Origin of the sequence: Bacillus cereus group sp. MYBK216-1, from assembly GCF_051916495.1 — a bacterium.
Taxonomy (GTDB): domain Bacteria; phylum Bacillota; class Bacilli; order Bacillales; family Bacillaceae_G; genus Bacillus_A; species Bacillus_A thuringiensis_K.
The window spans coordinates 679,533-706,360 of sequence record NZ_JBQAGT010000002.1 but is presented as its reverse complement, the minus strand read 5'-3'; the positions used below and the strand labels follow the sequence as shown (position 1 = coordinate 706,360).

Sequence of the window (26,828 nt, the reverse complement as noted above, 5' to 3'; positions counted from 1 at the left end):
ACAAAAAGAGCACTCAACAATTGGGTGCTCTAAAAAGTATTAACATAACACTTTTCTTCTACTTTTTATAACTCAGTTCTATCACTTTCGGTATATGATTGTTATCATATTTCCTTTTATAGAGGTAACGTCAGGAAGATACGAATATACAACGTTAAGGAATTTTCATTACTTTATACCCATTTTTAAGTTATATTCAATAACCATGCTTTGACATTGTCTAGAGCATGGTTATTTTTTAAACAAATATAAATCTGCTTAGTTGATTTTTTAGTTCAGCAATTTATTGAATTCATTAACTGGAAGAAGTATTCAGGTTTGTGAGTTTTATTTAGGTTATACCATGAATGTAATGTATCTGGTGCAAATACATCTAATTTTTTCAGTACCTCCATTGCAAATTCCAGAGGAGCTATCCCTGATGCAGTAACTAAATTTGCATCAGATACCGCAGATACCAACTCATAAAACTTTTCTCCTTTATAGTTAGGACATACCATTTTAGTATATTCTAAGTTATTACTTGTATGCTTTCTAGTATCCAAGTATCCCATATTCGCTAGGGCATCAGTTGCACCACAAATTGCAGCAACAATAGTGCCAATCTTTAAAGCTTGGCCAATTCTTTCTAAAATAGATTGATGAATTTCTTCACTCCAAGTAGTCCCTCCTGGTAAAATTAAAAGATCTTTACTCTCAAGAGTACATTCATCAAGGGAAATATCTGGTTTTATGCTCAGTCCCCCCATAGTAGTAATCATTTCTTTATTAGCTCCTACTGTAATTACTTTTAAAGGTACTAAATCTTTTTTAAAATATCTTCCTGAATTTAGTTCGGTAATTAAATATCCATATTCCCAGTCCGACATTGTATTAAATACATATAGAAAAACTTTTTTTGTTTGTATCCCATATCACTCCAATCACAATTGATATGGATATTATAATATAACTTCCCTGACAGTTAACGTCAGGGAAGTTATCATACTTCATGAAATTTTATTAATTCCGACAGAACTTCAATAAGTCTTTTCTTAAGACTTATTGGCTCAATAACTTTAATAGATTTATTGTACGGTAAAAGTAAATAAGGTACATATGTATGTATCATATCTTTTTCAAGAAGAAAAACTGCTTGATTTGAAGTTCGCACTTGTAAATAATGTCCTAAAAACCAATGTTGGCAAATATCAGCCAATACACTTTTATCCCCACTAATAACCAAAGAAATAATCCCTTCCTTATCTTCTATAGTTGGAAGAAGATTTTTTATAAAAAAGTCACGTGCTGAAAAATTTTCTGGCCGGTTAAACTTATTTTCGGTTAGCATTAAATTTTCAATTCGATCTACCCTAAAACTACGGATATCATTCCTAAGATGACAAAATCCAATCACATACCACTTATTATTCCAATAGATAATTCTGTACGGATCGACCAATCTATAATTTAATTGCTTTTTCCCACTTTTATAATAAAGAATTTTTACTGAATACCCATCAGTTACGGCCTGCTCCAACTCCTTCAAAAAATGTTCCATAGAGGATGAACTAAATCGACTTATTACTTCTAGACTACTTAAATGTCGGTTTATCTTTGCTTCCTGCTCTTGATTTGAGTATTTACTTAGTTTTGAAATGGCCCTATTTAATGCTTCACCTCCATAATATCCGGCTTCTTCTGCAAAAACAGCAGCGTGAAATAGTGAAGTTTGCTCTTCAAAATCAAAAAAAAGAGGAGCCTCAATAAAATTATTTAATAACGTGTATCCACCGTTATGTCCTGGTTCTGAAATTATAGGTACACCACTTGTTGAAATTGTATCAATATAACGATACACAGTCCTTATATTCATCTCTAACTTTTCTGAAATTTGTTTTGCAGTAATTTTTTTATCTGAGCGAAGCATCCATAGAATCGCTAACATATTATCAATTTTAGGCATGTAATTCCACCTCTCTATGGAATTTATCCCTTATTATATATTTCTGATTTTTAGTATAACTCATCAACTGTTCCTTTCCGATAGCTTTCTAAATAATGAGGCCCTAGACACATTTGTAATTTCACAAATTTCATTTACATTCATATCTACCTCTTCATAAAGCTTTACTGCATAATTCATCCCTGCATGATTTTTATGGTATTTCTTTAACCGACCTTTAAATTTTCCTTCTTTCTTATTCAGCTCAATCCCTTTATGTTTCCACGTACGGATCAGATCACGTTCTAATTGGTTTACACCCGCCATAACCTTAATTAAGGCATTGGCTTTAGGAATTATCTTCTAATAAATCGTGCCATGTATCTTTGAAGGATTATAATTATCATCCTTATTATAATATTCAGTTACAAAAATAAATTCAATTATTATAGCGATACACACAAACAAAAGAATTATTTTGCGTCTCACAACAAAGCTACTTATTCATTTTTTTCTTTTTTAAATTGGAAGGTTATATGTTCCAATTGTTTGATTTCCTCTATTATTTTACGAATTCCTTCTTCAATCCTATCTTCCTTTACATTCGATACGTTTAACTTTAATAGTCTTTCTTGCGGAAAACCTCTCACATAATTTTTATCAATTGTATCAATACTTATTTGTTTTTCACTTAGTCTTTGGAAAAACATTTCTGAAATACTCGTTTTATGTAATTTTAAACAAGTATGAATTCCAATTGTATTATGCTTTTTATATGTGAATAAAAGTGGGTTTTCACTATGAGTTCTTTCTAGTGTTTCTGCTAATTTTTTAGATCTATCGTGATAGGAAGATTTAATTTTATTTTTATGACGTTCAAACATGCCACTCTTTATATAAATTTCTAAAGCAGCTTGAGATATCATTGGGCTATCAATATCTAAAATTTTTTTATATGTATAAAAAGCATTCGCAATAATCGGTGGAATAACTGCTACACCAACTCGTAAACCTGGAAAAATAATCTTCGAATAACTTTTCAAATATATGACATGATTATTATGATTCAAGCTATATAACGGATCAGCTTTCGAATCCGTTTCTAAATCTGCTAAGTAATCATCTTCCACTATAAATACATTATATTTCTTAGCCAATAATACGATTTTTTCTTTCTCATCTTTAGAATAAGAAGTTCCAAGCGGATGATGATATCTTGGTATTGTATAAAAGAATTTTATTTTACCTGTTCGAAAAATACGTTCCAACTCATTTAAGTCAATCCCTTCATTCGTACGTTTAATACCAATTACAGGAATTTGGTTTATTTCTAGATATTCAATATATAGATGATATGTTGGTTGTTCAATTAATATCGTTTCATTTTCATTTGGAAATGGTATAGAAGTTAATATTGCTAGCGCCTGCTGTACACCTGACGTTATAAAAATATTTTCTTCTTTAGTGAAGACTTGATAATTTGCTAATTGTTTTTGAATGACCGGAATTAAAGACGGTAAACCTTTTGGCGTCCCATATACGAACAAGTCATTTTTATATGTATCAATGGCTTTATTAATACAATGTTGAAAATCTAAATATGGAAAAACATCTGGATCTGGTGCTGAAGAGGCAAAGTCAATTATCTCGTTACTTTCTATGGTACTCCCTGATTTTTTAACAACGTAGTATCCACTCTGAGGCACGGAATAAATAATATGACGCTTTTCTAATTCGTGAAGTGCACGTATAACTGTTGCCTTATTACACTTATATTGCATAACGAGTGACCGTATAGACGGTAATTTCTTTCCTTCTTTTATCTCTCCATATTGAATCATGTTTTCTAAATCATTTAAAACATGTAAATACTTATACATTATGACACCTCTTACGTTTATTTTGTACCGGTACAGTTTGTATTTATTCACATTGTAGCACTAGATCAGAAAGATTAATATGTACGTATACTGGCCAGTAAAAAATCAGTTACTATGAGGTGAAATTATGAAACTTACAACAAAGGCATATTTATCAGCTTTACTCTATTCATTTATTATTGGATTTTCCTTTTTATTCGTGAAACTAACACTAACCATTACAAGCCCTCTTGATACTCTGGCTCATCGTTTTACAGTTGCTTTCATAGCAGCAAATATTCCGATTATTTTTGGATTCGTAAAGTTAAATATATCATTAAAAAACATACTTTCTCTTTTACCAATTGCGTTTTTTTATCCAGCACTTTTTTTTGCTTTTCAAGCTTTTGGCTTATTGTATACAAGTTCCTCTGAGGCGGGAATTATACAAGCGGCGATTCCTATATTTACAATGATGTTAGCTTCCTATTTTTTAAAAGAGTATACAAATACATGGCAAAAAATCTCTGTACTCATTTCTGTCATTGGTGTCATTTATATATTTATCATGAATGGTATAGGAACTCATGAAACTAGTTTCATAGGTGTTATTCTTATTTTGCTATCGGCATTATCATCTGCTTTCTATAATGTGTTAGCTCGAAAAATGACGAAGAAATTCAAACTAATGGATTTAACTTACACTATGACAGTAATCGGTTTTATTAGCTTTAATTTAATCGCAATCGCCAGCCATATAAGTAAAGGTACAATAACGGTATACTTTAAACCTTTTACGAATGGAACATTTCTTATCTCAATTTTATATTTAGGGTTACTATCGTCCTTGCTGACGGCATTGCTATTAAACTATTCCTTATCTTATATTGAAGCAGCTAAAATAAGTGTTTTTAGCAATTTATCTACACTTATTACAATTATCGCGGGTGTTGTATTCTTACATGAACAAATCGCATACTATCACATCATCGGAACAATTTTGATTGTTCTTGGAGTAGTGGGCACAAACTTCTTAGTAAAAAAAGGGATTGTAGTAAAGAAGAAGAATACTTCCTTAAGTAAATAAAAAGTGAGGGATATGTCATGCAGCGCTTAAATACAATTGATATTAGTAACGTTCTAGAATTAGAAAAGACTCTTTTTACTTTATTAAATAAAGAGATTTCTTCAAAGCTAGAGCTTGAAAACTGGTTAAAAAAACAATCTACAGTCATTTGGGAAATTGAAGAACAATTAACATCGCACTATATCGCGTTTCAATGTAATACAAATAATAAAAAAATAAAAGATACTTTTGAATATGATCAACAATATGTACGCCCTCTTTTGAAACGTTATCAAAATTCATTTGATAATAAATATTTAGAGTCACCTTTTCGAATGGAACTTGATGTAAAAAAGTATAGCTTACTAGACAAAAGAATTAAGAATGCGCAAACATTATTTTGTGAAAAGAACATTGATTTAGAGATAACTGAAGATAAACTAGTAACCGAGTACTTCGAAATTACAGGTGGTTTAACTGCACAATGGGACGGTGAAGAAAAAACAGTTACTGAACTACAGTCTTACTTACAAGATCCAGATCGTCATATACGAAAAAAAGCAAAAACGCTCATTTCTGCAACATTCTTATCTGTTGAAGATACATTACAACATATATTAAATGAATTAATCGCAATCCGTCATCAAAAGGCTAAAAATATTCAATTAGATAATTATCGTGATTATATGTTTAAAAAACATGAACGTTTTGATTATACGCCTGATGATTGCTATGAGCTTGCTGAATCTATTCGTAAATACGTAGTACCACTTATCGATAAAATATTTAATGAGAAAAAATCTGAACTTCAAGTAGATAGTCTTCGTCCATGGGATTTAAAAGCAACCGCACCAAATCAAAAAGCATTAAAACCAATTGAAGACGCGAGTGAATTAATCGAAAAGAGTTCTTATATTTTACATAAACTAGACCCTGAATTTTCTATACTACTGAATCGTATGCATGAAAATAATTGCTTAGATTTAGAAAGTCGTAAAGGAAAAGCGCCAGGAGGATTTTGCGAATATTTGCCTGCTTCTCGATTATCTTTCATTTTCATGAATCTCAATCATACACATGATGATGTTACTATTTTTCTCCATGAAATGGGTCATAGTATTCATAATGAATGTATGAAGCAGTTAGAGCTACAAAAATATTTAGAAATCCCTTCTGAATCAGCTGAACTCGCTAGCATGACGATGGAATTATTTTCGATGGAATATTGGGGTACATTTTATGATAATAGTGAAGAATTTATAAAAGCAAAATTAGATTTCTTTAAAGATATTGTTAAATATTTACCCCCAATGCTTATCGTTGATCAATTCCAGCATTGGATGTATGAAAATCCTAATCATACTGCTAAGGAAAGAAACGAAAAATATTTAGAATTACATAACACTTACCAATCAAACGTCGTAAATATCGAAGGGTATGAAAATTGGATCGCAACTGGCTGGTTACCTGTATTACACATATTCGAAATACCATTCTATTACATCGAATATGCTATTGCACAGCTTGGTGCGTTGCAAATGTATAAACAATATAAAGAAAATCCTAAACAAGCAATAGAAAATTATAAAAAAGCTTTATCATTAGGTAGCTCTAAATCTTTACCGGAAATATATGAAGCCGCTGGAATTCGTTTTGATTTTTCTGGAGAAACGATTAAAGAACTAATGTTATTTGTAGAGGACGAATTAGAGTCACTTGAACAATTGTAAGAAGTAAGCTGTTCCTATATTTTAGGTTCAGCTTTCTTCTTTATTTTATTTATCAATTCTATGTACTGAGTATCACCATATCCGATTGTTGGAAAAAGATAAAACAACTTTGTTAATAATTCTTGATTTGATAAACCTTTATTTTTAGAGATGAATTTCATTACGATATTATCTTCTTTTAGCATTTCTAAATATAAATCTATAGCTTGATACATTACAGGTGGTACTTTATGATAAGTCTTTTTATGGTTTACTAATACTTCATTGTATATAGTAGAATTATCCCCCAATTCAAGTTCAATTTGATTTACTTTAAATTCATCCTCCCTGAAACTATTTAAGTATACTTTCCCTTCATAGCACGACTGCTCAAGGTATGAAAGTAAAGTAAGTAGATTCATTTGGCAAAACATATCTTCACCGAACCATAAAACAATACATTTATACTTTTTCGCAAATAGATTTTCTAACGGATCTATAACTTTTTTTGCATAATTTTCGACTGAACTGTTATGACCTTCTGCTCTTATTTTAATAAACTCTTCATCAAAAACTTGTGCAGTAGCGCTATTTACACACATGGCCTCGTTAAATGGAGCATAATCAGACTCACCCATTAGCTCCTCCGTTTTAAATTCTTCATACATCATTTGACCATTCAATATGTTAAGTACATCTTTATCAAATAGCTCACTATTCTTATTACGTAACTGTTCAACCTCTAATTTTCTAGAAATATTCATTTTGAACTCCCCTTCTTTATTTATATTGAGTTTAACAAATGATTGAATAGGCATGTTGTTCGTTGGTATTCTCTTGGATTCATTCCAAAAACATTTTTACATATTCGATTTAGCCGTTCCTATTTATAGTGCGATAGAATATTCATTTGCTGGAAATGGGAATATCATTGACTATGAACATTCTATTACAAAAGCACTATTTGAAGGCTACCAAGAGGAAAATGAACTACCAAAAGAGATGATAGACAAGTTTCCATTATTTATTAAATTAAAGGAGATTTTTGAATATAGCTTAATGCATATGTATTGGGATAAAGAAGAATTAACGGAGGAACAAGTACGGATTATGAACCTTTATAGGATGAAGATCGAAAATAAGAATACCTATATCAATATTTAAGAACGCTGTTGTTTAACTACAAGGAAACTTTGGTTAAACAACAGCATTTATTAATTAGCTGACAACCTTTTTTATGACTTATAAATACTGATTCAATAATCTTTTCAAATACACTTCATTTTGCGGTGATACTTTTTCAGAAAATCTAGCTGCAATAATAATAGGAGCCCATTGAAAAACTTCATCTCTTGATAAGACGGTACGACTGCAATATATATGTAAATACATTTCAGCTAATTCTACCGAAGATTGTGAGTACAACAAGTATGTTCGAAATACATCTGAGCGAATATCACCTGAACTAGCATCTACCCAATCTATAACTTTCACTTTCTCTTCCTTACTCAAAATCAAATTAAATGGATGGAAATCTCCATGACATAGCCTAAAATTAAATGTAATAGAATCTAATTTTTGTAATATATTCTTCTTTTTGCTTTCATCCAATTTTTGTACAGATTTAATTTGACGCTCTAACCTTTTCCTCATTAACTCCATTTCATCTGTATTCACACGTATAGCATGGATCTTTTTTTGCTCATTAACACAAAGGCCGATATAACGCTCTGCCTCATTCAAATTATTAAGCAGGAGATTACCAATGTTCTCTCCTTTTACATATTCCATAATAATTGCCTGTCTATCGTGTATCTTTGTCACTTCAAATACGTTTGGAACTGGCAGCCCGCATGAATAAGCATATTTTTGTTTTTTTGCTTCATTCATAGACTCTGTACCTGGAAGATATTCTTTAAATAACTTCACAATCTTATTATCATACAGATAAATTTCCGCTGTATTTCCTTTAGCCATTGGCTCACCTAAGTTCAAGTTTCACCCTCCTTAAACCATATAGTATTCTACACCCCTATTTTAAATTCACTGCAATGTTAGGAAATCCTTCTACTCACATAAATCCTATTATTACAAAAATCTTTGAAATGCTAAAAGAAAAGTACGCATCGAAAACAGCCCTATAATTTTTTAGCATAATTATAGGGCGACTTTAATGATGTTGATAATGTTTTGTTTCGTTTGACTTAAATAATTGTTATTTTTAGTAGAAATTAATATACCAATCGGGATTTTAGAATTAAAGTCCTTAATCTTAAAAGATAGTATTTCTTCATTCAAAATTGTACCTTTCGGGATAATTCCTATCGCATTTTCAAAAAGCATTTCTGGAATGAGGTTTAAAGCACTACAATTGTAAATTCTTTTAAAAGATAAATTGTTTTCTACCAAGAAAGAACTTACAGATTGATAGGAATAACAATTACTTTCTCCTACAATAACTGGATAATCTATAATATCAAATGCTTCAACGGATTCTTTTTGTAACAAAGGATGCTTGGGATTATTCACTATAAATTCAATCTGTTCATCACATATTGGGGTGAATTGTACCTTTGATTTATTTTCATTATTTCCGCACACCGCAAAATCAATCTTATTATGTTCTATCATTTCTGATAAAAGTGCTGTATTTCCCACTACAAAATCACAATGTATGTATGGTTTTTCAGCATTTAAAAACTTTAATATTATCGGTATTAACCTTTTAGCAACGGATTCTAATAGGCCTATTCTCAAACTCCCTTTCTCTTCATTACTAATACGTTGTGCTTGAGTTATTGAATATTCCCAATGTGTTACTAAGTTTTCTACTTCCTCTGCAAAAAGTTTTCCTTCTTCTGTTAATCTTGCATCCCATCCTCTTTCAAATAACAGAAAACCAATTTCATTTTCCAGCTTTTTCATATGTGTTGTTACTGTTGATTGTGCATAGTTTAATTGTTTAGCAGCTTGTGAAAACGTTCCTTCTTCAATAATTTTTTTAAATGTAAGTAACTCTTTCATTTCCATTTCATACACCATCTTCATCGATTTTATTAATAATTAGTTAATATATTTTCAATTATACAAATGGAAACATTGGAAGTAAAATGAAATCAAAAGGAAAGGAGTCCTCTATTATGCCATTTGTCACCGTTTATCATCCTGAAAAATTATCCGATAATAAGTTATTAAAAAATGTAAGCAATCAAATTCACCATTCGTTAATTGAACATTTCAATATTCCTGAAAATGATTATTTTCAAATGTTTTTACCTTATCCTTCTCATCAACTTTTTTATAATTCATCTTATCTTTTAGAAGGTTCATTAAAACGATCCAATAATATGATTTATGTTTCTATTACATGTGGACCTGGAAGAACAATTAATCAAAAAAAAGATTTATATAAAGCTATAGCCACTAGTACAGCTAATATTCTACAAATCTCTACTGCTGATGTTTTCATTACACTACACGAGACACCGATGGAGAATTGGTCATTTGGTCAAGGAATAGCTCAAATGTTAAATCAACATAATAACTAGACTTTAATTTTCCTTAAAACAAAATAAACTTACCGCTTTCTATAACTATATAGAAAGCGGTAAGTTTATTTGTTTAGGAATATCTGAATGAAACTCTGGTATATACACAATAGAAAATGTATATCCCTGCTCAATAAATGACACTTCATTATGTTTACATTCAAATGGAACATTATTTTTCTTAAAGTTAATTTGGATTCGCTGTAAAAATGCGGGATCCGGTGTTCCAAAAGAAACGTGCACTTTCGGTGGTAAAGCTTTCATCGCGATTGGAATCCAAGGTCTCTGCCACCAAGTCGCGACGATATATGCAGTGCCACCTATAACAAAGCTGAAAATATCCCCTTCTTCCATCGTTTTCATATTTAAATTTAATTTCAGCCATTCTCTAAAAATAGGTACACTTTTAACAGGAAGACCAATTTCCCGTACGTATAAAATGTTTAAAGGTGAGTGTGGTACTAATACATCCTCTTTAACATAACTATGTGCAATAATTTCAAGAAGATTTCCATCTCCGTCTTTAAAGTATAAATTGAATCGACCATCCTCTTCATCAATTATATGACCATCTTTCCATTTCGCAATGAGTAATCCAGACTCCTCAAGCCATCTTGCTGTTTCATGAAATTTTGAATATGGGATTTCAAAAGCAAAATGTGCAGGTACAATTGGTTCATACACTTCTTGAAAGCTAATTGTTGTATAAGGTGTTACTTCAAATTGAATGAAGGATGCTGTTTCTTTTTTTATTGGAAAAGATAATATGTCCTTATAAACTTGTTTTACCCCTTCTATGGAAACCGTTTGTAGTTTTATATCTGATATATGTGTAATCACTTTACATTCCCCCTCATTTCTTATTATCTATTCGTATTGTATTACACTTATAAATAGATAAAATCAAACGGAAGGGTGGATTTTTTATATAGAAACTACAACTTTAGTATGAATATGTTAGCTCCAATTATTTTTTATTTCTACTATAACAATTTCTGGTTTATCCCCGTGCAACATGTGTGTAGTATCAGGAATTACTTTTACTATACTGTCCGTTTTCTCTTTGAAAACATTTACTGTCTTATCTCTATAATCCGCCCAAACTTGTGGAACTGTAGCTCGAAGTAATACAATATTAGCCGGCAGCTTCTCATATATATCTATCGTTTCATCTTTATGCATACCTCTTATTATATTACTAGCTGTATTCCCCCTGGCATGCCACCATACTTTATTATCCATTTCGACCCCTAGGTCCTTTACAGCAACTTCTAACAATGAAGACCACCTAGTATAAGCTTCTTTTTCACTTTTGAAAAATTCGTCCCAATTATTAAAAACGTATTCATCAAAGTCCTTTTTATAATAAGCAATTTCTTCTCCCAACGTTTCTTCTTGAAGCCTTTTTGTTTGATATCCACCATCAATAAGAATACTTCCTTGTACTTTTTCTGGATGATGTAACAAATAAAATAACGCTACAAAACTTCCCCATGAATGTGATAGAAAATAAAAGTGTTCGATTCTCAATTCATTTATTATTTCATTTAACCAATTTGCTAAATTGGGCATCTCATAATCTTCCGTTCTTTCAAAGGGCGGTGTTTTACCATGTCCAGGTGCATCAACGGAGATAAATCTATACTCTTCTTTTAATTCCTCAGCAATTTCTATAAAACTTAAACTCGTACTTCCTAATCCATGTAAACAAAAAATAACAGGTTTATCCTTATTCCCCCATTCAGTAATATGTACGTTTAATTTTTCATTGTTAATATAGTAACGTTTCAAAACCTTCATTTCCTGCATTCTTTTCCACACAAAAAGCTGCTTTTCTTTAAATGAAAAGCAGCTTTTACACTAAAATATATTATAATTTAACAGCGATAATCATAAATCTTTTTGAATTTGTACGAATCCCTTTTTCAGAACTATTCGTTTCAATGAACTTTTGTAAAATAGTAAAATCCTCTTCCTCTTCTCCAAATCTAGGAATAATAGGTGTATGTTTTAATAAGAAAATAAGATCTTCAGGCGTACTGTAATAATCAGTAACATCATATTCGCGTACTTGCACGAGATCAAATCCTGCACTAATAAGTTCATCCATATACTTTTCTTTTAAAGTGCCATCTCGTTCACCTAAGCATTGTCCTCTGCCAAATGCTTCTTTCAGGTTTAATTTATCATTCTCACTTACTTGTTGTGTTAAGAAAAAGGCACCCTTTTTCATTACTTTTGCTAACTCAGATGCTAGAAACGGAGCATGACAACTTGAAGCAATATCAAAATGGGCATGCGGAAATGTTAAAGCTTCAGAACCCATTTGAAGAAACTCAACATTTTGTACACCTGATTTTTTCAAGTTAGAATGTGCCGTTTCAATCATGCCGTTAGAATTATCAATTCCAATTAACAATTTAGCCGAAGATGCTATGTTAAGTACATTTTCTCCTCCGCCTGTACCAACATCAAGTAAAATATGTGATGGTTTACACCTTTCTTTTACCTCACTATAAAAGTCCCATGTATCTCCTACAGTTTCACATTTTATTTTGCTAAAATCCCATCCATTTAATCTTCCTACTTTATCATAGAAGCTTTTATACTCTAATTCGTTCATCTTATTACTTCCCCTTTGTAAAAATAAATTAAATATGTAATATAACCTACAACACTGTTTAATTATATATTATAAAATAAAAATTATTAAAACAACATTTAACTTCGCACTACATTTGGTTTACATAATAATTTTATAGTTTATCTTTAACTATATGTTCTAAATGTCTTCTTCCCCAACTACAAATACTATCCAAAACAGTACTGACTGTTTTTCCATGTTCAGTTAAGCTATATTCTACTTTAGGTGGTATTTCTTGATAATGCTTATGAATCTTATAAATCTCTTTCTCTTGTAAAAAGGCCTGGCCATAATAATGAAATTGCACATACTGTTCTATATTTAATGCAAAATAGTTTTACTACGGGTAATGTATTATTTCCAGATGGAGGGTACACATATCATTAAATTATTAGCAACAAAAGCCCCTTATTACAGTGGCTTTTGTTGCTAATTTAAACATCGCTGAAGTAATATAGGATTCTCTTTTATTAGTTCTGCTAAAACAAAAGTTGTGGAAAAGGTCGTAAGATTAACTCTTTATCCAGCAACCCCTTTTGTTCTCGAATCATTCCGCCTCCTCGCATAAAAACCGCCCTAATTTCTATTCCCTACAATTTTATATAAAATCAATATTATAAAGTAGGATTCAACAACTTCTTACAGAATTCTATATTTAATACGTATTGGACGGATTATTTTCAAGTTCCTCTATAAAAAAGGGAGGTCATACAATTGTGAAATTTGTACAAGAACGAAGATTAACTATCAAGACAACTTTTTCAAAAGAATACAAGATTTTTATTTTTGGTTTACTCATTTCACGAATCGGGGATTCACTATATACTTTTGCACTGCCTTGGATTGCCTATCAATTAACTGGTTCAGCTGTAATTATGAGTTCTTTATTTGCTGTTAACGTATTGCCAATCGTTTTATTTGGCCCTTTAGTTGGTGTACTAGTTGATCGATATGATAGAAAAAAGTTACTTTGGATGGCGGATATTACCAATATTATTTTAGTAAGTTTCGTACCAATTTTACATGCATTACATCTATTAGAAGTCTGGCATTTATACGTAATTACTTTTATCTTAGCAGTTATGTCCATGCTTTTTGATGTAACAACTGTTACAGTCATTCCACACATCGCAGGTGCATCATTAACGAAGGCTAATTCTTTATATCAAATGGTTAATCAATTGGCTAGTTTGTTTGGTCCAATCATAGCTGGGCTTTTCATATCTTTTATTGGCGGCTTTCAAGTACTTTGGATTAATGTTCTTTCATTTATTGCTACATTAATTGCTGTGATTATATTACCTTCTATAAAAAACTTAAATAAAAAGAATACTGATAAAAAAACATTGCAAAATGTACTAAATGATTTGTTTGATGGTTTTAAATGGCTCAAAAATGATCGGTTAAATATAGCTTTGTCACTTCAAGCTATGGTAGGTAACTTTGGAGCAAGTGCTGTTTTAGGTGTACTTATGTATTATTTATTATCGACATTAAATCTTACCTCCGCACAAAGTGGCTAAAATTATACTTTAATAGGAATAGGTGGGCTTTTAGGAAGCTTAATTGCCGTTCCTTTAGAAAAGAAATTTCGACGTGGTGTACTTATTCCTTTACTCCTATTTTTAGGAGCGCTTGGGTTAACATTTGCTTTGTGGAGTACATATTGGCTTGCTCCCGGAATTGCTTTCGGAATCGCGATGACATGTAATATCACATGGAATACGATTGTTACATCAATTCGGCAGGAAACTGTTCCATCCAATTTGCAAGGACGTGTTTTAGGTTTTTCTCGTGTACTTACACGATTATCTATGCCATTGGGGGCATTAGTAGGTGGAATTATTTCAGCCTACAATCCTGTATTTATATTTGCTTTAGCTGCTTTTACTAAAATAATTGAAGTCTTTATTGCCTTATATAGTCCGATACGAAAACTGTAAAGATTAAGATTTATATATTTCGAGATATTAATAAAATAAAAAAGGCATAAAACATGCCTTTTTTTATTACTTATTTGTTTATTGGATAACAAACTTCTGTAACCCACTTATTAGGATCGGATTCCATTGCTGGGCTCACATGATAAATATTAAACATCGGGCCTGCTAATTTGTAACCCTCTGTCTCAATCCATTTTGCTGCAGCCTCATTTACAGCTGTCATCTGTTCATAACTTCCATTAACTGTTATAGAAGCTACATTGGTTGATTTCATATTTTTAAATGTAACGTCTTTTGTATTTTCGTGCTTACCAAGAATACTTAGCTGTATTTCTATATCTACATCATTTTCTTTGTATTCACGATCATGGAAAACCGCAATACTATAACTCGGATGGGCAATACTAATATTTTTCATTTGAATTTCTTGCATTAATATACTCCATAAATCACCTTCGCAATTATACGATGGAATAATCTTTCTAACACTAGCTACAGTTCTTTCTGGAATTTCTTTTATGGAAACATGATAATTCATCTCAACAACATCCTCTCTCATCGTTTTCATTGAGTCTTCGAGGAGACGTAATTGTTTTTGGAGATTATTCATGTCTTCTTTAATTTGAGCACTACGATTAAAAAATTGCTCTTTTATGGTATCTATATTATCGCATTCTATTATTTCTTTGATGGTAGCAATATTAAACCCCATAGCTTTTAACGTTTGAATTTGATTTACTTTTTTTAATTGGTCTGCTGAATAAAATCGATATCCACTCTGCTCATCGACTTTTACTGGTTGTAGTAATTCCACTTTATCGTAGTGTCTCAACATTCGTATACTAATGGAAGATAGTTTTGAAAAATCCCCTATTTTAAACATGATTTCCTCCTATAAGTTACATCTACTTTGAAGCTCAACTTTATTTTAAACAATGACATTGTGTGAGGGTCAACTGTTTATAACGTTTGAATTATATTTCTTTATTTACTTTTATATCCTCTTCCTTCTTTAGGTTATAAAAATTCACTTATTGATTCGATCGCGACTAGCAATCAATTGATTTACCTTCATATGAACCTCTATTCTTATTTCTCATTAAAAACATATTTGCAATATAATAATTACATAATGAATATTACCTATTATGTAATTACCCTCTAACTTCATGAATCTTACCCTTGTATATTTCAAACCATTGTTGCCATTCATCTTTAGAAAATTCTTTCTCTTCTCCTTCTAAAACGCAAGAAAAAAGATTTAAACAAATATGCCAACCAGCTATATCTCTCGGTGTATGATCTGTTAATTCATTAATGTACTCTTTAAGGAATAAAAGAGTACTATTTTCCTCTTTATGTATTTCAAATCGGACACGGTCTTTATCCCAAGTAAATTCAAGTACTGAGTTTAGTTGACACTCTAAAATATCAATATTTATGAATGAACCGTCCATCATGTCGAACTTTATTATTCCACCAGTTTTAAGGCTTTCAATCTGTAAATTGGACATCCATTTTTTCAGCTTACTGTTTTCTGTTAATACAGACCAAACTTCCTCTACCGTATATGGAAATTCGCGTTCAAATTTTACAATATATCCATCAGTTAGTTTCCCAATTTCAGCTATCATTTTGATTGCCCCCTTATACAGAATATATGTTCCCGTTTCGTTTTACACGAATATAAATATAAAATAAATATTTATGTCAACGAAGTGTTAATTTAAAGTGAATGACGCTGAGAAAAACTTAAATATTTTCTAAATCGAGTTATATAGTATTGAAAATTAAATATAGATTTACGTACAAATAAAAAAGCCGCATTTGCGACTTATGAAATCATAGAATTAACTCCTTTTTTTGTTGAATGATTAGCGCTTAATCGCATCGACAATTAGCGATGGAAAACCAAGTTTATCGCCTTTATTTCTAGAATCATACCTTTTCGAACGGAAAATAACACCGTCGTTTGCATCCCATTCGTTGTAATAAAACCGACCACTTTCATCACAATATTCAAGTAAAACTACCTCGAATCCAGCAGTTTCAAACATTTTCGTTAATGTTTTATAATTATGAACGATTTTATGACTTGCTGCTGGATGATCTTTTGGACCGGGTCCCCCTATTTGAACTATATTTTGATATACCTCATCCTGAAAGAATGCATCAGGGACTCCGCACCGAATATGACCAGATGGTTTTAAAAATTCATAACAGATTTCAGCTGCTCTTACACCTTCTTCAAAAGTAAGGTGTTCCCATACATGCTCAGCTAAAATAGCTGAAATAGAGTTGTATTCAAATCTTTCTTCCCACGTAGCTTTATCTAGTAAGTTAAGTTCATCTTCTTGCGTTTGAATCCAGCCTGGATTATTATTAAACACTCCAGCTCCGACAACTACTTTAATTTCGTCTTGTTTTATTGCCACCATGTTCACCTCTTAAACATTTTAATTCATTAATATATTCTATGTTTACTATTATCCTTCCTCCTTCAACAAATGTAGTACCATGAGTCCAGTACAATACCGAACTCATGCCCTAAAACTCTCTAACGCAACGATCTGTCTAACTCTATAAAATTAGTTCATAATATACGATTTTTCTTACAGAAATATAGCACACCAAACATTAGCATAATACCAATTACGTAAAAAATTGTTGTTCCGCTCCCACCAGTATTAGGAATTACCCAATTATTCTTCGCATTTTTCACTGTTATTTTTTGTGTCTTTACTGCTTCTGTAATTTCTATTTCTATTGGATCCCTAAGTAACATGTATCCGTTCGGTGCTTTTATTTCTTTAATCGTATACTTTCCAATTGCTAATTGGTTGGAAATTACCTTTCCTTTTTCATCCGTTATTAATCTACTAACTTCTTTCCCTTCTTTATCTAACACTTGAAATACAGCGCCTTTTAGCTTTAATTCACTATCCTTATCATCAACTTTTTCAATTTCAAATTGCCCAGTCGGATCTGGCAATTTCTTATTTTCTATTTTAATTTCTACTACTGTATCTTTTCCTATTTTTACAGCTATTTTATCTTTTACTAATTCATAGCCTTTAGGTGCCTCTATTTCCACTAGGGTATAGTTTCCTATTGGTAAGTCTTTTGATATTACTTCTCCTTTTTCATCTGTTACTAACTCCCCAACTACTTTTTTATTTGAATCTTCTATATGAAACTTTGCGCCTGCTAGCTTTTTATTTTTATCTCCCGTATCTACTTTCACTAACTTCATTTTCCCCATTGGATCGGGCAATTTCTTATTTCCTATTTTAATTTCTGCTACTGCATCTTTTTCTACTTTTACAGTTATTTTATCCTTTAATAATTCATAACCTTTAGGCGCTTCTACTTCCACTAAGGTATAGTTTCCTATTGGTAAGTCTTTTGATATCACTTCTCCTTCTTCATTTGTTATTAGTTCTCCAACTATTTTCTCATTTAAATCTTCAATTTTAAACTTTGCTCCCGCCAATTTTTTATTATCATTATTACTATCAACTTTTTTTATTTTCACTTTTCCTGTACTAGGCTTGTTCCAATGTTGCCAGTTAAATTTAAAATTGTGAAATTCAAATCCACCAGTTTGTTGTACCGCACCGACAAATGCTTGTCCATTAATCGAACCGCCTTTTGTTTCTAATACAGCATTGGGAGCAAACACACTCCCAACGACACCATATCCCTCTGTTGTAATTTTTTTCGCATTTGGAAAAACCCAAATCATTTTCCCATATAGCTCAGTAAACGGGGAATTAGGCGAATATGGTTGTGATGTAGGAACTATATCTGTAGCCTTTCCAATATTGTTCGTGTCATATAGAATAGACCCATTTTTAAATGTAACCTCTATTGCATCTGAATACATTACAATAAAATCTTTGTCCTTAGCATTGGGCAAAAATACATCTCTTATATCTACATTGATTTTCTCTGTCAATTCTGATGAAACATAAATATTAGGATTGTTTATATCTTTTCCGATTCCATGACTCATATTTGGAATTGGGGCATTCGTTTTATATTGACCTGCATTTTTACTAACTTGGTTCACTATATTGCGAAATTCATTAAATTTCGCGTCAATTTCTAGTTTTTCTTTATAAACGATACGATCATAAGAAGGTTGTATGATGCGATCTGGATCACTCTCTTTTGTCATTACGACTATTCCGTTTTGAATGATAAAAGATTCTTCTCTTGATTTTTTTAGTTTTCCAGACAATAACAAGGACGGATATCTCTCATCAACCCATTTTTCACCTACTATATTAGATGTTCCTGCTGCTGCACCTACAATCGTATACCCCGATGCATCCATATCACCTTGAACTGCAATTGCTCCTTCAATGTCGCCACCTATTGCTTTATGGTTACCAAAGACAACAGCATTATAACGCGATATATCTCCTAGACCTTCTAAGGTAGTCGTGGATCCATATGCTTCTTTTGGTACATATACGACAAAACTTACACTTAACATTAACAAAACAATAAAATGAATACTTACCAGCTTTAATCGTAGCCTCAATTCCTTTGTTCCCACCTTTACCGTTTTTTTCTATAGTCGAATAAAATGAATTTTTATTAATGATGATTTACTTCATCCCCTATATACCGTCTTTACTTATCTTTGAATTTCCGGTCCCACTTCCCATTAATGCAGGATAAATACATTCTATCGAGTTAACTTTTTCTTATAAATTACGACTAGAAGCACACATAACAATAGGATTGTAACTATTACAGCCCACTTATTAAATATAAATATCTCTGTACTCACTTTTTGTTTTTCTTTCTCGTTTAACTCCACACGCTCACCTCGAACTAGCAATCTATTGGTGTTTACTCCATAAGGCGTACACGTAATTAAAGTTGTATAATCTTTATTTTCTACAATTTGTAGATCGTCCGTTTCATGTGGTGACACTACTTTAATTTGATTTACTTTATAAGCAAGAACTTTGTCTAAAGAATGAATAAAAAAAAGATCTCCTTCACTCAACTTATCTAAATCTGTAAATAATTTTGCTGATGGTAAACCACGATGCCCTGTTAAAATAGTGTGGGTATTTTCTCCACCTACCGGGAGCGAAGAAAAATCTAAATGACCTATCCCGCGGCTCAATACTTCCTCAGAGGTCCCTTGATAGATTGGCAGTTTTATATTAATTTTCGATATTTCAATATACCCCATTACATCTCCTAAATTTAACGCATCAGCATACGCTTGATGATTACTTTTTTTTTCAGAAAATGGATCTGTAAATGTTTTCATGGAAGTTTGAACTTGTTTATTATATTCGGCTGCTTCTTTTTCCCTACGTTCGACTTCTTTCTTTTGTAGCGCTTTAATCTTCTTATCGTAAGAGCTAATCTCAGAATAATGTGCACGGGTCGCCAACCAATTACTAATAGTAGGATATAAAAAAATACCTAATCCAAATAAAAAAATACCCCCCAAAACAAGATTTCGTTTCATATTTCCACCTCTGTATATGCTTAAATATCGAAAAGAGGAAAGCATTTTGCTTCTCCCCTTTTCATATAGTTACATGTTCCTAAAATCTTAATTTCTAGCAAATTTTTTTCTAAAGAAAACAAGTGCCGCTGTAAGCATTAAAGTAAGGCCTATTACAGTAAAAAGAGTCGTTCCTATACCACCCGTTACCGGAAGAATCCATCCACTTTTATTATTTTCTATCGTTAATTTAACCGTTTGATTATTTTCGCTAATCTTTACATCAATAGGGTCTTTTAATAATTGATAAGAAGCTTTTGTACCATCTTCTTTTGTATATGTCGGTGCTTTCGTTTCAAAAATTTGATAATCTCCATATGGAATGTTAGACCATTTAATAACACCATGCTCATCAGATACACCTGTTACTTCTTTTCCTGCTACGACAACTATTTTTCCATTATGATCTTTAAGTACAAACTCTGCACCTTTTAATTTATTCTTATTAGCACCATCAATTTTTGTTAACTCAATTATTCCAGTTGTTGGAACAACAACTACAGGTTTAGACTCCTTTTCTCCCATTACATCATTTTTATTTGTAAAATCAATTTTTGCTGTATTTAAAATTTCCGAACCAGATGGTACCCCTTCTTTTACTTGGGATTTAATTTGCAAATGAAATTCTTTTTTACCATCTAATTTTGTGAAATCTTTTACTGTAGCTGTTACTTTTTGACCTTCTATAGCTAGCTCAACAAAGTTTGCATTTACTTCTGCTCCATCAATTTTCACGATTGGCTTTCCTTGAATCACTAAACGATTGTCCAAAGTATCTGTTACCACATATTTTTTGTATTCCTTAATGTCTTCAGGAATTAATGTTTTAATATCATAATTATAATTAGTTAGCGGATTTATTGGTAACGCTTCCAATTTTGCGTTAATCTTTTTATCAATAGTTGCTTCTTCATAGTTTTTCACTTCTAATTTAACTACTGTACCAGAAGTAATAGTTCCATCTTCATTAATTGTTCCGGAATTCTTAACAAAAAACTCACGTTTAGTTGGATCTATTACGTAGCCCTTCGGAGCTTTTGTTTCTTGGAAATAGTATTCACCATACTCCAATCCTTGCACGCGAATATGACCATTAGCATCTGTTACTAACTCTTTTTTCACTTCTGTACCATCTTTTTTAAATAAAGAGAATACTGCACCTGCTAATACTTTTTCATTTACACCAGTTTTTACTAAATCCACTGCACCACGTTTAATCTCATTTTTGGGATACATGTGAACATCATAGTTTAGCACCTTACCCTCTTTATTCGTTAATGGGATATCCACTGTATACGTATTGGGGTTTAGATTAACATGTGGAGGTCCTGCCACTTCTTTCACCTCATAACGTCCTAGCGGAAGATCTTTTAATACAGCTTGTCCGTTATCATCTGTTACTACTTGATTTGGAGTGGCTCCCATTACAGGTTTCACGTCTTCTTTTACGATTTTCCCATCGTTTGAAATTTTTTCAAAAGAAGCAACCCTTTTCACTTCAAACGTTACACCTTTTAATGGTTTCACATCTTTTGGCACCTCTTGATTTGCAGAACCATTACCTTCTAGTCCCTGCGCTCCATCTTTTTCTTGTTCATACTTATGAATCGTTAAAGTACCTTTAGATGGTGAGTCTGCCTTTACTAATACACTAGACCATGTAGAAAATGTTAAGAATAACACTAAAAGCACACTAAATATTTTTTTCATTTCTCTTATCCCCTTTACTACTTCTATCATTTTAAAAATTTCTTTATTACTATTACCTTCTTACAAGCAATAGTGTGCCAAGTATCAGATTTAAACCAATAACATAAAACATAGTCGTCCAACAATCCATTGTTTACAATCACTTATTCACTTTTCTTATCTTCTATTATTACGTTGTCTCTCTGCATGATATATGTAATTTTCTCCCCTGAATTACCCTCATATCTCTACTTCAAGACTTATTACATTGTTACATAATAGCTTTCACTGCTAATTTCGACTAATCACTTACTGTCAATCCATTCATTTCTCCCTTCCTATCCCTATTTAAAATCCAATCTTAATCCTTTTTTGATACATATAAGTAATAACCAACAAATAAGTGTGACGATTCATATTTTACGCTACTGTCCAAAACTATTACCTGTATATTCAAATAATATGTGCTATTCATGTTAAATTATGGTATTATTCTTAGAAGTTTATAACTTTTATTTATATTTTTTATTGATAAAGATTTTCCGTTTCTACTTATGAAAAAAGGAATATATAATTATTCAACTATCACGCATAACTGTAAGGAGGAAGAATATGACTAAAAAGCTCAGTCTAGTTGAGATAGAGTACATTTGCAATATGTTTTTCCAATCTTTCGAAATTCCAGTTTGTTTTTTAGATTGTAACAACAATATTCTTTTAAAATTTAAATCAAAAAATGATTCACATTCGTTGTATACATCAAAAATAGAACAGTTACATATGCTTTTTCAAAGAAATGATACATATAATTCTCCCATCTTCAGAACTCACGAACATCTAGGGCACTTCATTTTAATTCACATAAAGAGTGATTATATGGTGAACGGTACTATTATTATTGGGCCCATGGCACATGTAAATTTTTCTACAAGTAAAGTGGATAGTAACCTTAATTTTATTCCGAATTATAAAAGAACAAGAGACCGTTATTTTTCATTGTCAGTGAAAGATCAAAATTTCTTTGTAAATATAGCAATATTGTTTTATAACATTCTCTATAAAAAAAATTCAGATGTAAGCACCTTTTCAAATAACAGTGACTCAGTTCATATAAGTCATAGCAGAATTTTAAACGAAGATGTATATATTTCAATGCAAAAAGACAAATCTGTTTATCATAATTTATATATAGAGCAGCAACTACTTGGGTCTATAGAAAACGGGGATAAAGAAACCGTACTCAAATATTATTACGAATTCCAACAAGAGACTCTTTCATCTTTATCTTCATTCCATCAATTAAGACGTCATAAAAACATTTGTATTTCATCCATCACGCTCGCTACTAGATATGCGATAAAAGGGGGACTTCCATCTGGGATTGCTTACAAAATTTATGATTTACATATTCAAAGAACAGAAGATTTAAAAGACAAAGAATCTGTTTGGGATTTATTAAAAAATGCTTTTTGCACCTTTGCAGACCGTGTAAAGGCACAAAAAACACAGCAACATTCACAGACTATTGCTATTTGCAAAAACTATATTTTTAAAAATATTTACAATCCAATATCTGTTAAACAACTTGCTAAATTTGCAAATGTGAATTCAGATTATTTATCTATATTATTTAAAAAAGAGGTCGGTATTTCATTAATTGAGTACATTCAACGTGAACGAGTCGAAGAAGCAAAGAAATTATTAACTTTCACCACCTATCCCTTATCAGACATATGCGCTTCGCTTAATTTTAGCGATCAAAGTTATTTCACTAAAATTTTCAAAAAATTCACCAATGAAACACCTGGTAAATATCGAAAATCTCATGTTGTCATTTAGAGTGAAACTTCCATTAAAACAAAATGTTTTCAGTAACTCATCAATGGCAGATTAGAAGCACTCCCAGATTCATGAACTATAGGATTTATGCTTTTTCCAAACCAAAAAACACGTTACTATTCTTTTATTTTAATGAGAATAGTAACGTGTTTTTTATGTAATGTAGTTTTGTAGACAGAACATGATCCAACTACAAATTTTTATAGAAGCCAAATGCACCGCTTAACTACTAAAATCTTATTAAGTAAAAAATCCATATTTTGTTTTACTTACTTTCTACTTTATTTCTTCTGAATAATGAACTCTTTTCTTCAAACGAATAATCCCTACTATTATTTTTGTATCTTTCTAAATTTGCGAACAAAAGTGAGTACTGTGCCTGTAATAATCATCAATATGCCGATTGCTGCACTGTTATTTGTACTTACACCCGTCTTTGGAAGCTCCTTATATGTATACTCTTTTTTATCGCTATTACTGTTGTTTGAGATATTACTCTTATTTGCCTTATTAGCAAGGCCATTAGCTTTGCTAGTTTCTTTATCTTTCACTAATACTTTTTGTTTTGTATTTACGTCATTACCCATGGAATCTTTGACACTATATATTATTTCATAAGTACCAGCTTTAGTTGTATCTATAGTTCCTTCATACGCTACTTTAGAAGTAAGGTCACCGTCCTCTTTATCAGTAGCTGATACCCCTACCAACGGATCAAATTGATCACCCTCAGTAATTGAAGTTGTAGCAGGTACTTTTAGTATTGGTTTTTCATTTGTAACTTCTTCTCTAACTTTAACCGTTACAGTTTGTTTCGCCGTTACTTCATGACCTTTAGAATCTGTAACCGTGTACGTTAATACGTAAGTACCGACTTTAGATGTATCTACTCCACCATCAACTTTTACTTTAGAAGTAAGATCGCCGTCTTCTTTATCAATAGCTTTTACTTTTATCATTGGATCGAATGAATCTCCTACATGCATTGTCGCTCCAACAGGCACTGTTAATTTAGGTTCTAAATCTAATATTTCTCCATTTCCCTCTACAATTACAGTCTGTCTAGCCGTTGTAGTTCTCCCTTGGGAATCAACAACCAAGTATTCCACAATGTATGTACCTGGTTTTGAAGTATCTACATCGCCTTTATGCTTTACTTTATTTGTTAAATCACCATCTTCTTTATCAACAGCTTTTACATTTCTCATTGGATCAAACGTATCACCTACACGTAGTGTAATGGTAAACGGCACAGTTAACTCTGGAGCTTGATTTTCTGCTGTTTTTTCGTTTTCTTTCACTGTTCCTGGAATTTTTGCCGCATCAAAAGCATTTTGGACTGCTTGAACTTCAATTGAGTTCGTTCCATATTTATTAGTTGCAACTTTAAGGCATGCCAATTTCAATTCAGAGAAATTAGAAGTCATGTTCAATTCATCAGTATTTGCATAATAGAAAATATCAAACATTTTATCTTCACCAATACCATTTACATTTACACCGTTATGAGTACCGCCTTGTGCAATTAAATACGCAACTTTATTAATAATACTTGAGTTAAAATGAACGCCTCCATAATCCTCTCCATTTAAATCATTATATTTACTATAATCATCGGGATACGGTAGTCCTTCTGAAAAATTAATTGCAGTTGGATTTTTCATATTACGAAAAATCGATCCAGTTTGTTCTCCTATTGTCCAGTTAAATTCCCTATTATTTATGTATTTCTCTATAGCCGTTCCCATAATATCCGATAATGCCTCGTTAATTGCCCCAGATTCTCCTGAAAATTCAAGGTTAGATTCACTTGATGTAACTGCATGTGTAAATTCATGACCGGCTATATCGAACGCTTTTACCATAGGATCTCCATATAAAAGCATACTAATGTTATTAATATTAGTACTAAATGCATTCTCCCAATTTTCAGGATCATTTGTCCCTCCAGAATCCCATGCATGTACCACTGAAACTACTTTTTTTCCTTTATTATCAAAACTATTACGATTATATTTTTCTTTATAAAAATCATATACCTTTGTTGCTAAGAAATGAGCGCTTACCGCCTTTGGATCATTAAATGTTGTTGAAGCGCTAGTTGCTAGTATGCCAGGATAATAACTTTCTTCATTTGTAATATCTCTATAATTTACATCATATGTCTCAATTCCTTGCCCTCTTGTGTAATCAGCAAGCGCATAATTCCCACTGGTCTGTTTAGAAATACCAAATGTACGAGTTACGCCTAAATCATCTTTTCCTGTTCCAGTTAATGATGTGAAATTGCTAGTTTTATTTTCCTTAACGGATTCAACATACTCTTCACTTATTTTCAAACTTGATTCTTGTACCATATCTTTTAACATATCGCCATTATGAGCATTCACTAAATAAGTTCCAGATACATAATTTGGTGTTGTAGCAGCAAATGTAACTTGATATGCATTGCTAGCCTGCCCATGATTTTCATCAACAAAAATAACCGCCTTAACTTCTGGTTCAGAAATAAATTTAATGTCGTTTCCGTACTTTTTATAAATATATTGTTTCGCTTCTTCTTTTGATAAATTAATAGGTTTCTTTAAATCTTCTTGTGTTAAATTTTGTGCGCTAGCTCCTGAAATGCTTTTAATAATACCTTTTTTATCTACGTGAGCAGTCAACTGGTGGCCATACACTTCTTTTCCTTCATATATTTGTTGCATGCGCACAAGTGTAGTTCCATCATAAGAACCACGTTTTTGAAGAACCTTGTAATCTACTCCTGTTTCTGCACTAACTTGTTTTGGAGACAAAGCATGCTCTGTATTTTCCTTAAGTGCATCTTTCACTACATTCTCTGGCGCCTTTTTTGATGGTTGTGTAAGATCACCTGTACGGAACGAATCCTCTTGAATTTCAACTTGCATTTGACCAGGTTCCTCTGCATGACCTACTCCATATGGTGTTACACTTGTTAAAACGAATCCTGTTGTTAATGCAACTATAGCTATTTCTTTTTTATTTCCCATGATATTTACCTCGTATAAATTTCTATTATTTATATGAAACTGCTAAAATGTATA

At 31.6% G+C, this 26,828-nt stretch carries 21 protein-coding genes and 4 pseudogenes; 7 read left to right on the top strand and 18 right to left on the bottom strand.

What is annotated here, in order from left to right:
* Positions 1 to 275 precede the first annotated feature (275 nt).
* The 4 genes and pseudogenes from ACTFRH_RS09085 to ACTFRH_RS09070 all read right to left on the bottom strand — a co-directional run bounded on the left by ACTFRH_RS09085 (position 276) and on the right by ACTFRH_RS09070 (position 3,804).
* Positions 276 to 908, bottom strand: a complete 633-nt coding sequence (locus ACTFRH_RS09085) for a type 1 glutamine amidotransferase family protein (RefSeq protein WP_033672617.1) — start codon at positions 906 to 908, stop codon at positions 276 to 278.
* Positions 909 to 982: 74 nt separating this feature from the next.
* The gene (locus ACTFRH_RS09080) at positions 983 to 1,945 is read right to left on the bottom strand and encodes a helix-turn-helix transcriptional regulator (protein WP_001124114.1); all 963 of its coding nucleotides are present in this window, start codon (positions 1,943 to 1,945) and stop codon (positions 983 to 985) included.
* Positions 1,946 to 2,008: 63 nt separating this feature from the next.
* Positions 2,009 to 2,318: pseudogene (locus ACTFRH_RS09075) on the bottom strand (helix-turn-helix domain-containing protein); the annotation flags it as partial.
* Between the two features lie 106 nt (positions 2,319 to 2,424).
* Positions 2,425 to 3,804 (bottom strand): aminotransferase-like domain-containing protein, encoded by a 1,380-nt coding sequence (locus ACTFRH_RS09070; RefSeq protein ID WP_000280140.1) that lies wholly within the window; start codon positions 3,802 to 3,804, stop codon positions 2,425 to 2,427.
* Positions 3,805 to 3,931: 127 nt separating this feature from the next.
* Between ACTFRH_RS09070 and ACTFRH_RS09065 the strand changes: the two genes are divergently transcribed.
* Both ACTFRH_RS09065 and ACTFRH_RS09060 read left to right on the top strand, forming a co-directional pair.
* A complete protein-coding gene (locus ACTFRH_RS09065; protein ID WP_000779453.1) occupies positions 3,932 to 4,870 on the top strand; it encodes a DMT family transporter in 939 nt (312 codons plus the stop codon).
* 17 nt (positions 4,871 to 4,887) lie between these two features.
* A complete protein-coding gene (locus ACTFRH_RS09060; RefSeq protein ID WP_001189358.1) occupies positions 4,888 to 6,579 on the top strand; it encodes a M3 family oligoendopeptidase in 1,692 nt (563 codons plus the stop codon).
* A 14-nt stretch (positions 6,580 to 6,593) separates the two neighbouring features.
* On the opposite strand, the gene ACTFRH_RS09055 is transcribed toward ACTFRH_RS09060, so the two are convergent.
* Positions 6,594 to 7,322: a hypothetical protein gene (locus ACTFRH_RS09055; protein ID WP_002181532.1), complete on the bottom strand. Its 729-nt coding sequence runs from the start codon at positions 7,320 to 7,322 to the stop codon at positions 6,594 to 6,596.
* 52 nt (positions 7,323 to 7,374) lie between these two features.
* Between ACTFRH_RS09055 and ACTFRH_RS09050 the strand changes: the two genes are divergently transcribed.
* Positions 7,375 to 7,722 (top strand): hypothetical protein, encoded by a 348-nt coding sequence (locus ACTFRH_RS09050; protein ID WP_000899728.1) that lies wholly within the window; start codon positions 7,375 to 7,377, stop codon positions 7,720 to 7,722.
* A gap of 78 nt (positions 7,723 to 7,800) precedes the next feature.
* Here ACTFRH_RS09050 and ACTFRH_RS09045 read toward each other — a convergent pair whose 3' ends face one another.
* Complete coding sequence (locus ACTFRH_RS09045) at positions 7,801 to 8,553, bottom strand: aminoglycoside phosphotransferase family protein (protein ID WP_001048449.1); 753 nt, start codon at positions 8,551 to 8,553, stop codon at positions 7,801 to 7,803.
* 162 nt (positions 8,554 to 8,715) lie between these two features.
* Positions 8,716 to 9,588: a LysR family transcriptional regulator gene (locus ACTFRH_RS09040; RefSeq protein WP_000425265.1), complete on the bottom strand. Its 873-nt coding sequence runs from the start codon at positions 9,586 to 9,588 to the stop codon at positions 8,716 to 8,718.
* Between the two features lie 110 nt (positions 9,589 to 9,698).
* On the opposite strand from ACTFRH_RS09040, the gene ACTFRH_RS09035 reads away from it, so the two are divergent.
* Positions 9,699 to 10,106 carry a tautomerase family protein gene (locus tag ACTFRH_RS09035; RefSeq protein WP_001117409.1) on the top strand — a complete coding sequence of 136 codons (408 nt, stop codon included), beginning with the start codon at positions 9,699 to 9,701 and terminating at the stop codon, positions 10,104 to 10,106.
* 45 nt (positions 10,107 to 10,151) lie between these two features.
* Here ACTFRH_RS09035 and ACTFRH_RS09030 read toward each other — a convergent pair whose 3' ends face one another.
* The 4 genes and pseudogenes from ACTFRH_RS09030 to ACTFRH_RS09015 form a co-directional block, all read right to left on the bottom strand.
* Entirely contained in the window at positions 10,152 to 10,946 is a 795-nt protein-coding gene (locus tag ACTFRH_RS09030; protein ID WP_000627937.1) for a VOC family protein, read from the bottom strand.
* 117 nt (positions 10,947 to 11,063) lie between these two features.
* A complete protein-coding gene (locus ACTFRH_RS09025) occupies positions 11,064 to 11,897 on the bottom strand; it encodes an alpha/beta hydrolase (RefSeq protein WP_033690253.1) in 834 nt (277 codons plus the stop codon).
* Between the two features lie 79 nt (positions 11,898 to 11,976).
* The gene (locus ACTFRH_RS09020) at positions 11,977 to 12,729 is read right to left on the bottom strand and encodes a class I SAM-dependent methyltransferase (RefSeq protein ID WP_001003875.1); all 753 of its coding nucleotides are present in this window, start codon (positions 12,727 to 12,729) and stop codon (positions 11,977 to 11,979) included.
* A gap of 133 nt (positions 12,730 to 12,862) precedes the next feature.
* A pseudogene (locus tag ACTFRH_RS09015) lies at positions 12,863 to 12,997 on the bottom strand (winged helix-turn-helix transcriptional regulator); the annotation flags it as partial.
* On the opposite strand from ACTFRH_RS09015, the pseudogene ACTFRH_RS09010 reads away from it, so the two are divergent.
* A pseudogene (locus tag ACTFRH_RS09010) lies at positions 12,994 to 13,137 on the top strand (SDR family oxidoreductase); the annotation flags it as partial. The pseudogenes ACTFRH_RS09015 and ACTFRH_RS09010 overlap by 4 nt on opposite strands.
* 329 nt (positions 13,138 to 13,466) lie before the next feature.
* A pseudogene (locus ACTFRH_RS09005) lies at positions 13,467 to 14,693 on the top strand (MFS transporter).
* Positions 14,694 to 14,763: 70 nt separating this feature from the next.
* Here ACTFRH_RS09005 and ACTFRH_RS09000 read toward each other — a convergent pair.
* The 6 genes from ACTFRH_RS09000 to ACTFRH_RS08975 all read right to left on the bottom strand — a co-directional run bounded on the left by ACTFRH_RS09000 (position 14,764) and on the right by ACTFRH_RS08975 (position 21,942).
* Entirely contained in the window at positions 14,764 to 15,576 is an 813-nt protein-coding gene (locus tag ACTFRH_RS09000) for a MerR family transcriptional regulator (protein WP_000472626.1), read from the bottom strand.
* 271 nt (positions 15,577 to 15,847) lie between these two features.
* Entirely contained in the window at positions 15,848 to 16,327 is a 480-nt protein-coding gene (locus tag ACTFRH_RS08995; RefSeq protein ID WP_000559846.1) for an SRPBCC family protein, read from the bottom strand.
* Between the two features lie 240 nt (positions 16,328 to 16,567).
* A complete protein-coding gene (locus ACTFRH_RS08990) occupies positions 16,568 to 17,128 on the bottom strand; it encodes a class I SAM-dependent methyltransferase (RefSeq protein WP_033673015.1) in 561 nt (186 codons plus the stop codon).
* 158 nt (positions 17,129 to 17,286) lie between these two features.
* Positions 17,287 to 19,242, bottom strand: a complete 1,956-nt coding sequence (locus tag ACTFRH_RS08985) for a SpaA isopeptide-forming pilin-related protein (protein WP_001239481.1) — start codon at positions 19,240 to 19,242, stop codon at positions 17,287 to 17,289.
* Between the two features lie 147 nt (positions 19,243 to 19,389).
* Positions 19,390 to 20,193, bottom strand: coding sequence for a class C sortase (locus ACTFRH_RS08980; RefSeq protein ID WP_003301355.1), 804 nt, complete (start codon positions 20,191 to 20,193; stop codon positions 19,390 to 19,392).
* An 87-nt stretch (positions 20,194 to 20,280) separates the two neighbouring features.
* Positions 20,281 to 21,942 (bottom strand): LPXTG cell wall anchor domain-containing protein, encoded by a 1,662-nt coding sequence (locus ACTFRH_RS08975; protein WP_000719310.1) that lies wholly within the window; start codon positions 21,940 to 21,942, stop codon positions 20,281 to 20,283.
* Positions 21,943 to 22,533: 591 nt separating this feature from the next.
* On the opposite strand from ACTFRH_RS08975, the gene ACTFRH_RS08970 reads away from it, so the two are divergent.
* A complete protein-coding gene (locus ACTFRH_RS08970) occupies positions 22,534 to 23,760 on the top strand; it encodes an AraC family transcriptional regulator (protein ID WP_000162849.1) in 1,227 nt (408 codons plus the stop codon).
* A 332-nt stretch (positions 23,761 to 24,092) separates the two neighbouring features.
* Here ACTFRH_RS08970 and ACTFRH_RS08965 read toward each other — a convergent pair whose 3' ends face one another.
* Positions 24,093 to 26,774, bottom strand: coding sequence for a M4 family metallopeptidase (locus ACTFRH_RS08965; RefSeq protein WP_440048722.1), 2,682 nt, complete (start codon positions 26,772 to 26,774; stop codon positions 24,093 to 24,095).
* Between the last annotated feature and the right edge of the window lie 54 nt (positions 26,775 to 26,828).

Excerpts from the sequence above, each read along its gene's own strand:
- ACTFRH_RS09080 (WP_001124114.1), bottom strand. The coding sequence starts at position 1,945 with ATGCCTAAAATTGATAATATGTTAGCGATTCTATGGATGCTTCGCTCA.
- ACTFRH_RS09070 (WP_000280140.1), bottom strand. The coding sequence starts at position 3,804 with ATGTATAAGTATTTACATGTTTTAAATGATTTAGAAAACATGATTCAA.
- ACTFRH_RS09065 (WP_000779453.1), top strand. The coding sequence starts at position 3,932 with ATGAAACTTACAACAAAGGCATATTTATCAGCTTTACTCTATTCATTT.
- ACTFRH_RS09060 (WP_001189358.1), top strand. The coding sequence starts at position 4,888 with ATGCAGCGCTTAAATACAATTGATATTAGTAACGTTCTAGAATTAGAA.
- ACTFRH_RS09055 (WP_002181532.1), bottom strand. The coding sequence starts at position 7,322 with ATGAATATTTCTAGAAAATTAGAGGTTGAACAGTTACGTAATAAGAAT.
- ACTFRH_RS09050 (WP_000899728.1), top strand. The coding sequence starts at position 7,375 with ATGTTGTTCGTTGGTATTCTCTTGGATTCATTCCAAAAACATTTTTAC.
- ACTFRH_RS09040 (WP_000425265.1), bottom strand. The coding sequence starts at position 9,588 with ATGGAAATGAAAGAGTTACTTACATTTAAAAAAATTATTGAAGAAGGA.
- ACTFRH_RS09035 (WP_001117409.1), top strand. The coding sequence starts at position 9,699 with ATGCCATTTGTCACCGTTTATCATCCTGAAAAATTATCCGATAATAAG.
- ACTFRH_RS09020 (WP_001003875.1), bottom strand. The coding sequence starts at position 12,729 with ATGAACGAATTAGAGTATAAAAGCTTCTATGATAAAGTAGGAAGATTA.
- ACTFRH_RS09000 (WP_000472626.1), bottom strand. The coding sequence starts at position 15,576 with ATGTTTAAAATAGGGGATTTTTCAAAACTATCTTCCATTAGTATACGA.
- ACTFRH_RS08995 (WP_000559846.1), bottom strand. The coding sequence starts at position 16,327 with ATGATAGCTGAAATTGGGAAACTAACTGATGGATATATTGTAAAATTT.
- ACTFRH_RS08980 (WP_003301355.1), bottom strand. The coding sequence starts at position 20,193 with ATGAAACGAAATCTTGTTTTGGGGGGTATTTTTTTATTTGGATTAGGT.
- ACTFRH_RS08975 (WP_000719310.1), bottom strand. The coding sequence starts at position 21,942 with ATGAAAAAAATATTTAGTGTGCTTTTAGTGTTATTCTTAACATTTTCT.
- ACTFRH_RS08970 (WP_000162849.1), top strand. The coding sequence starts at position 22,534 with ATGACTAAAAAGCTCAGTCTAGTTGAGATAGAGTACATTTGCAATATG.
- ACTFRH_RS08965 (WP_440048722.1), bottom strand. The coding sequence starts at position 26,774 with ATGGGAAATAAAAAAGAAATAGCTATAGTTGCATTAACAACAGGATTC.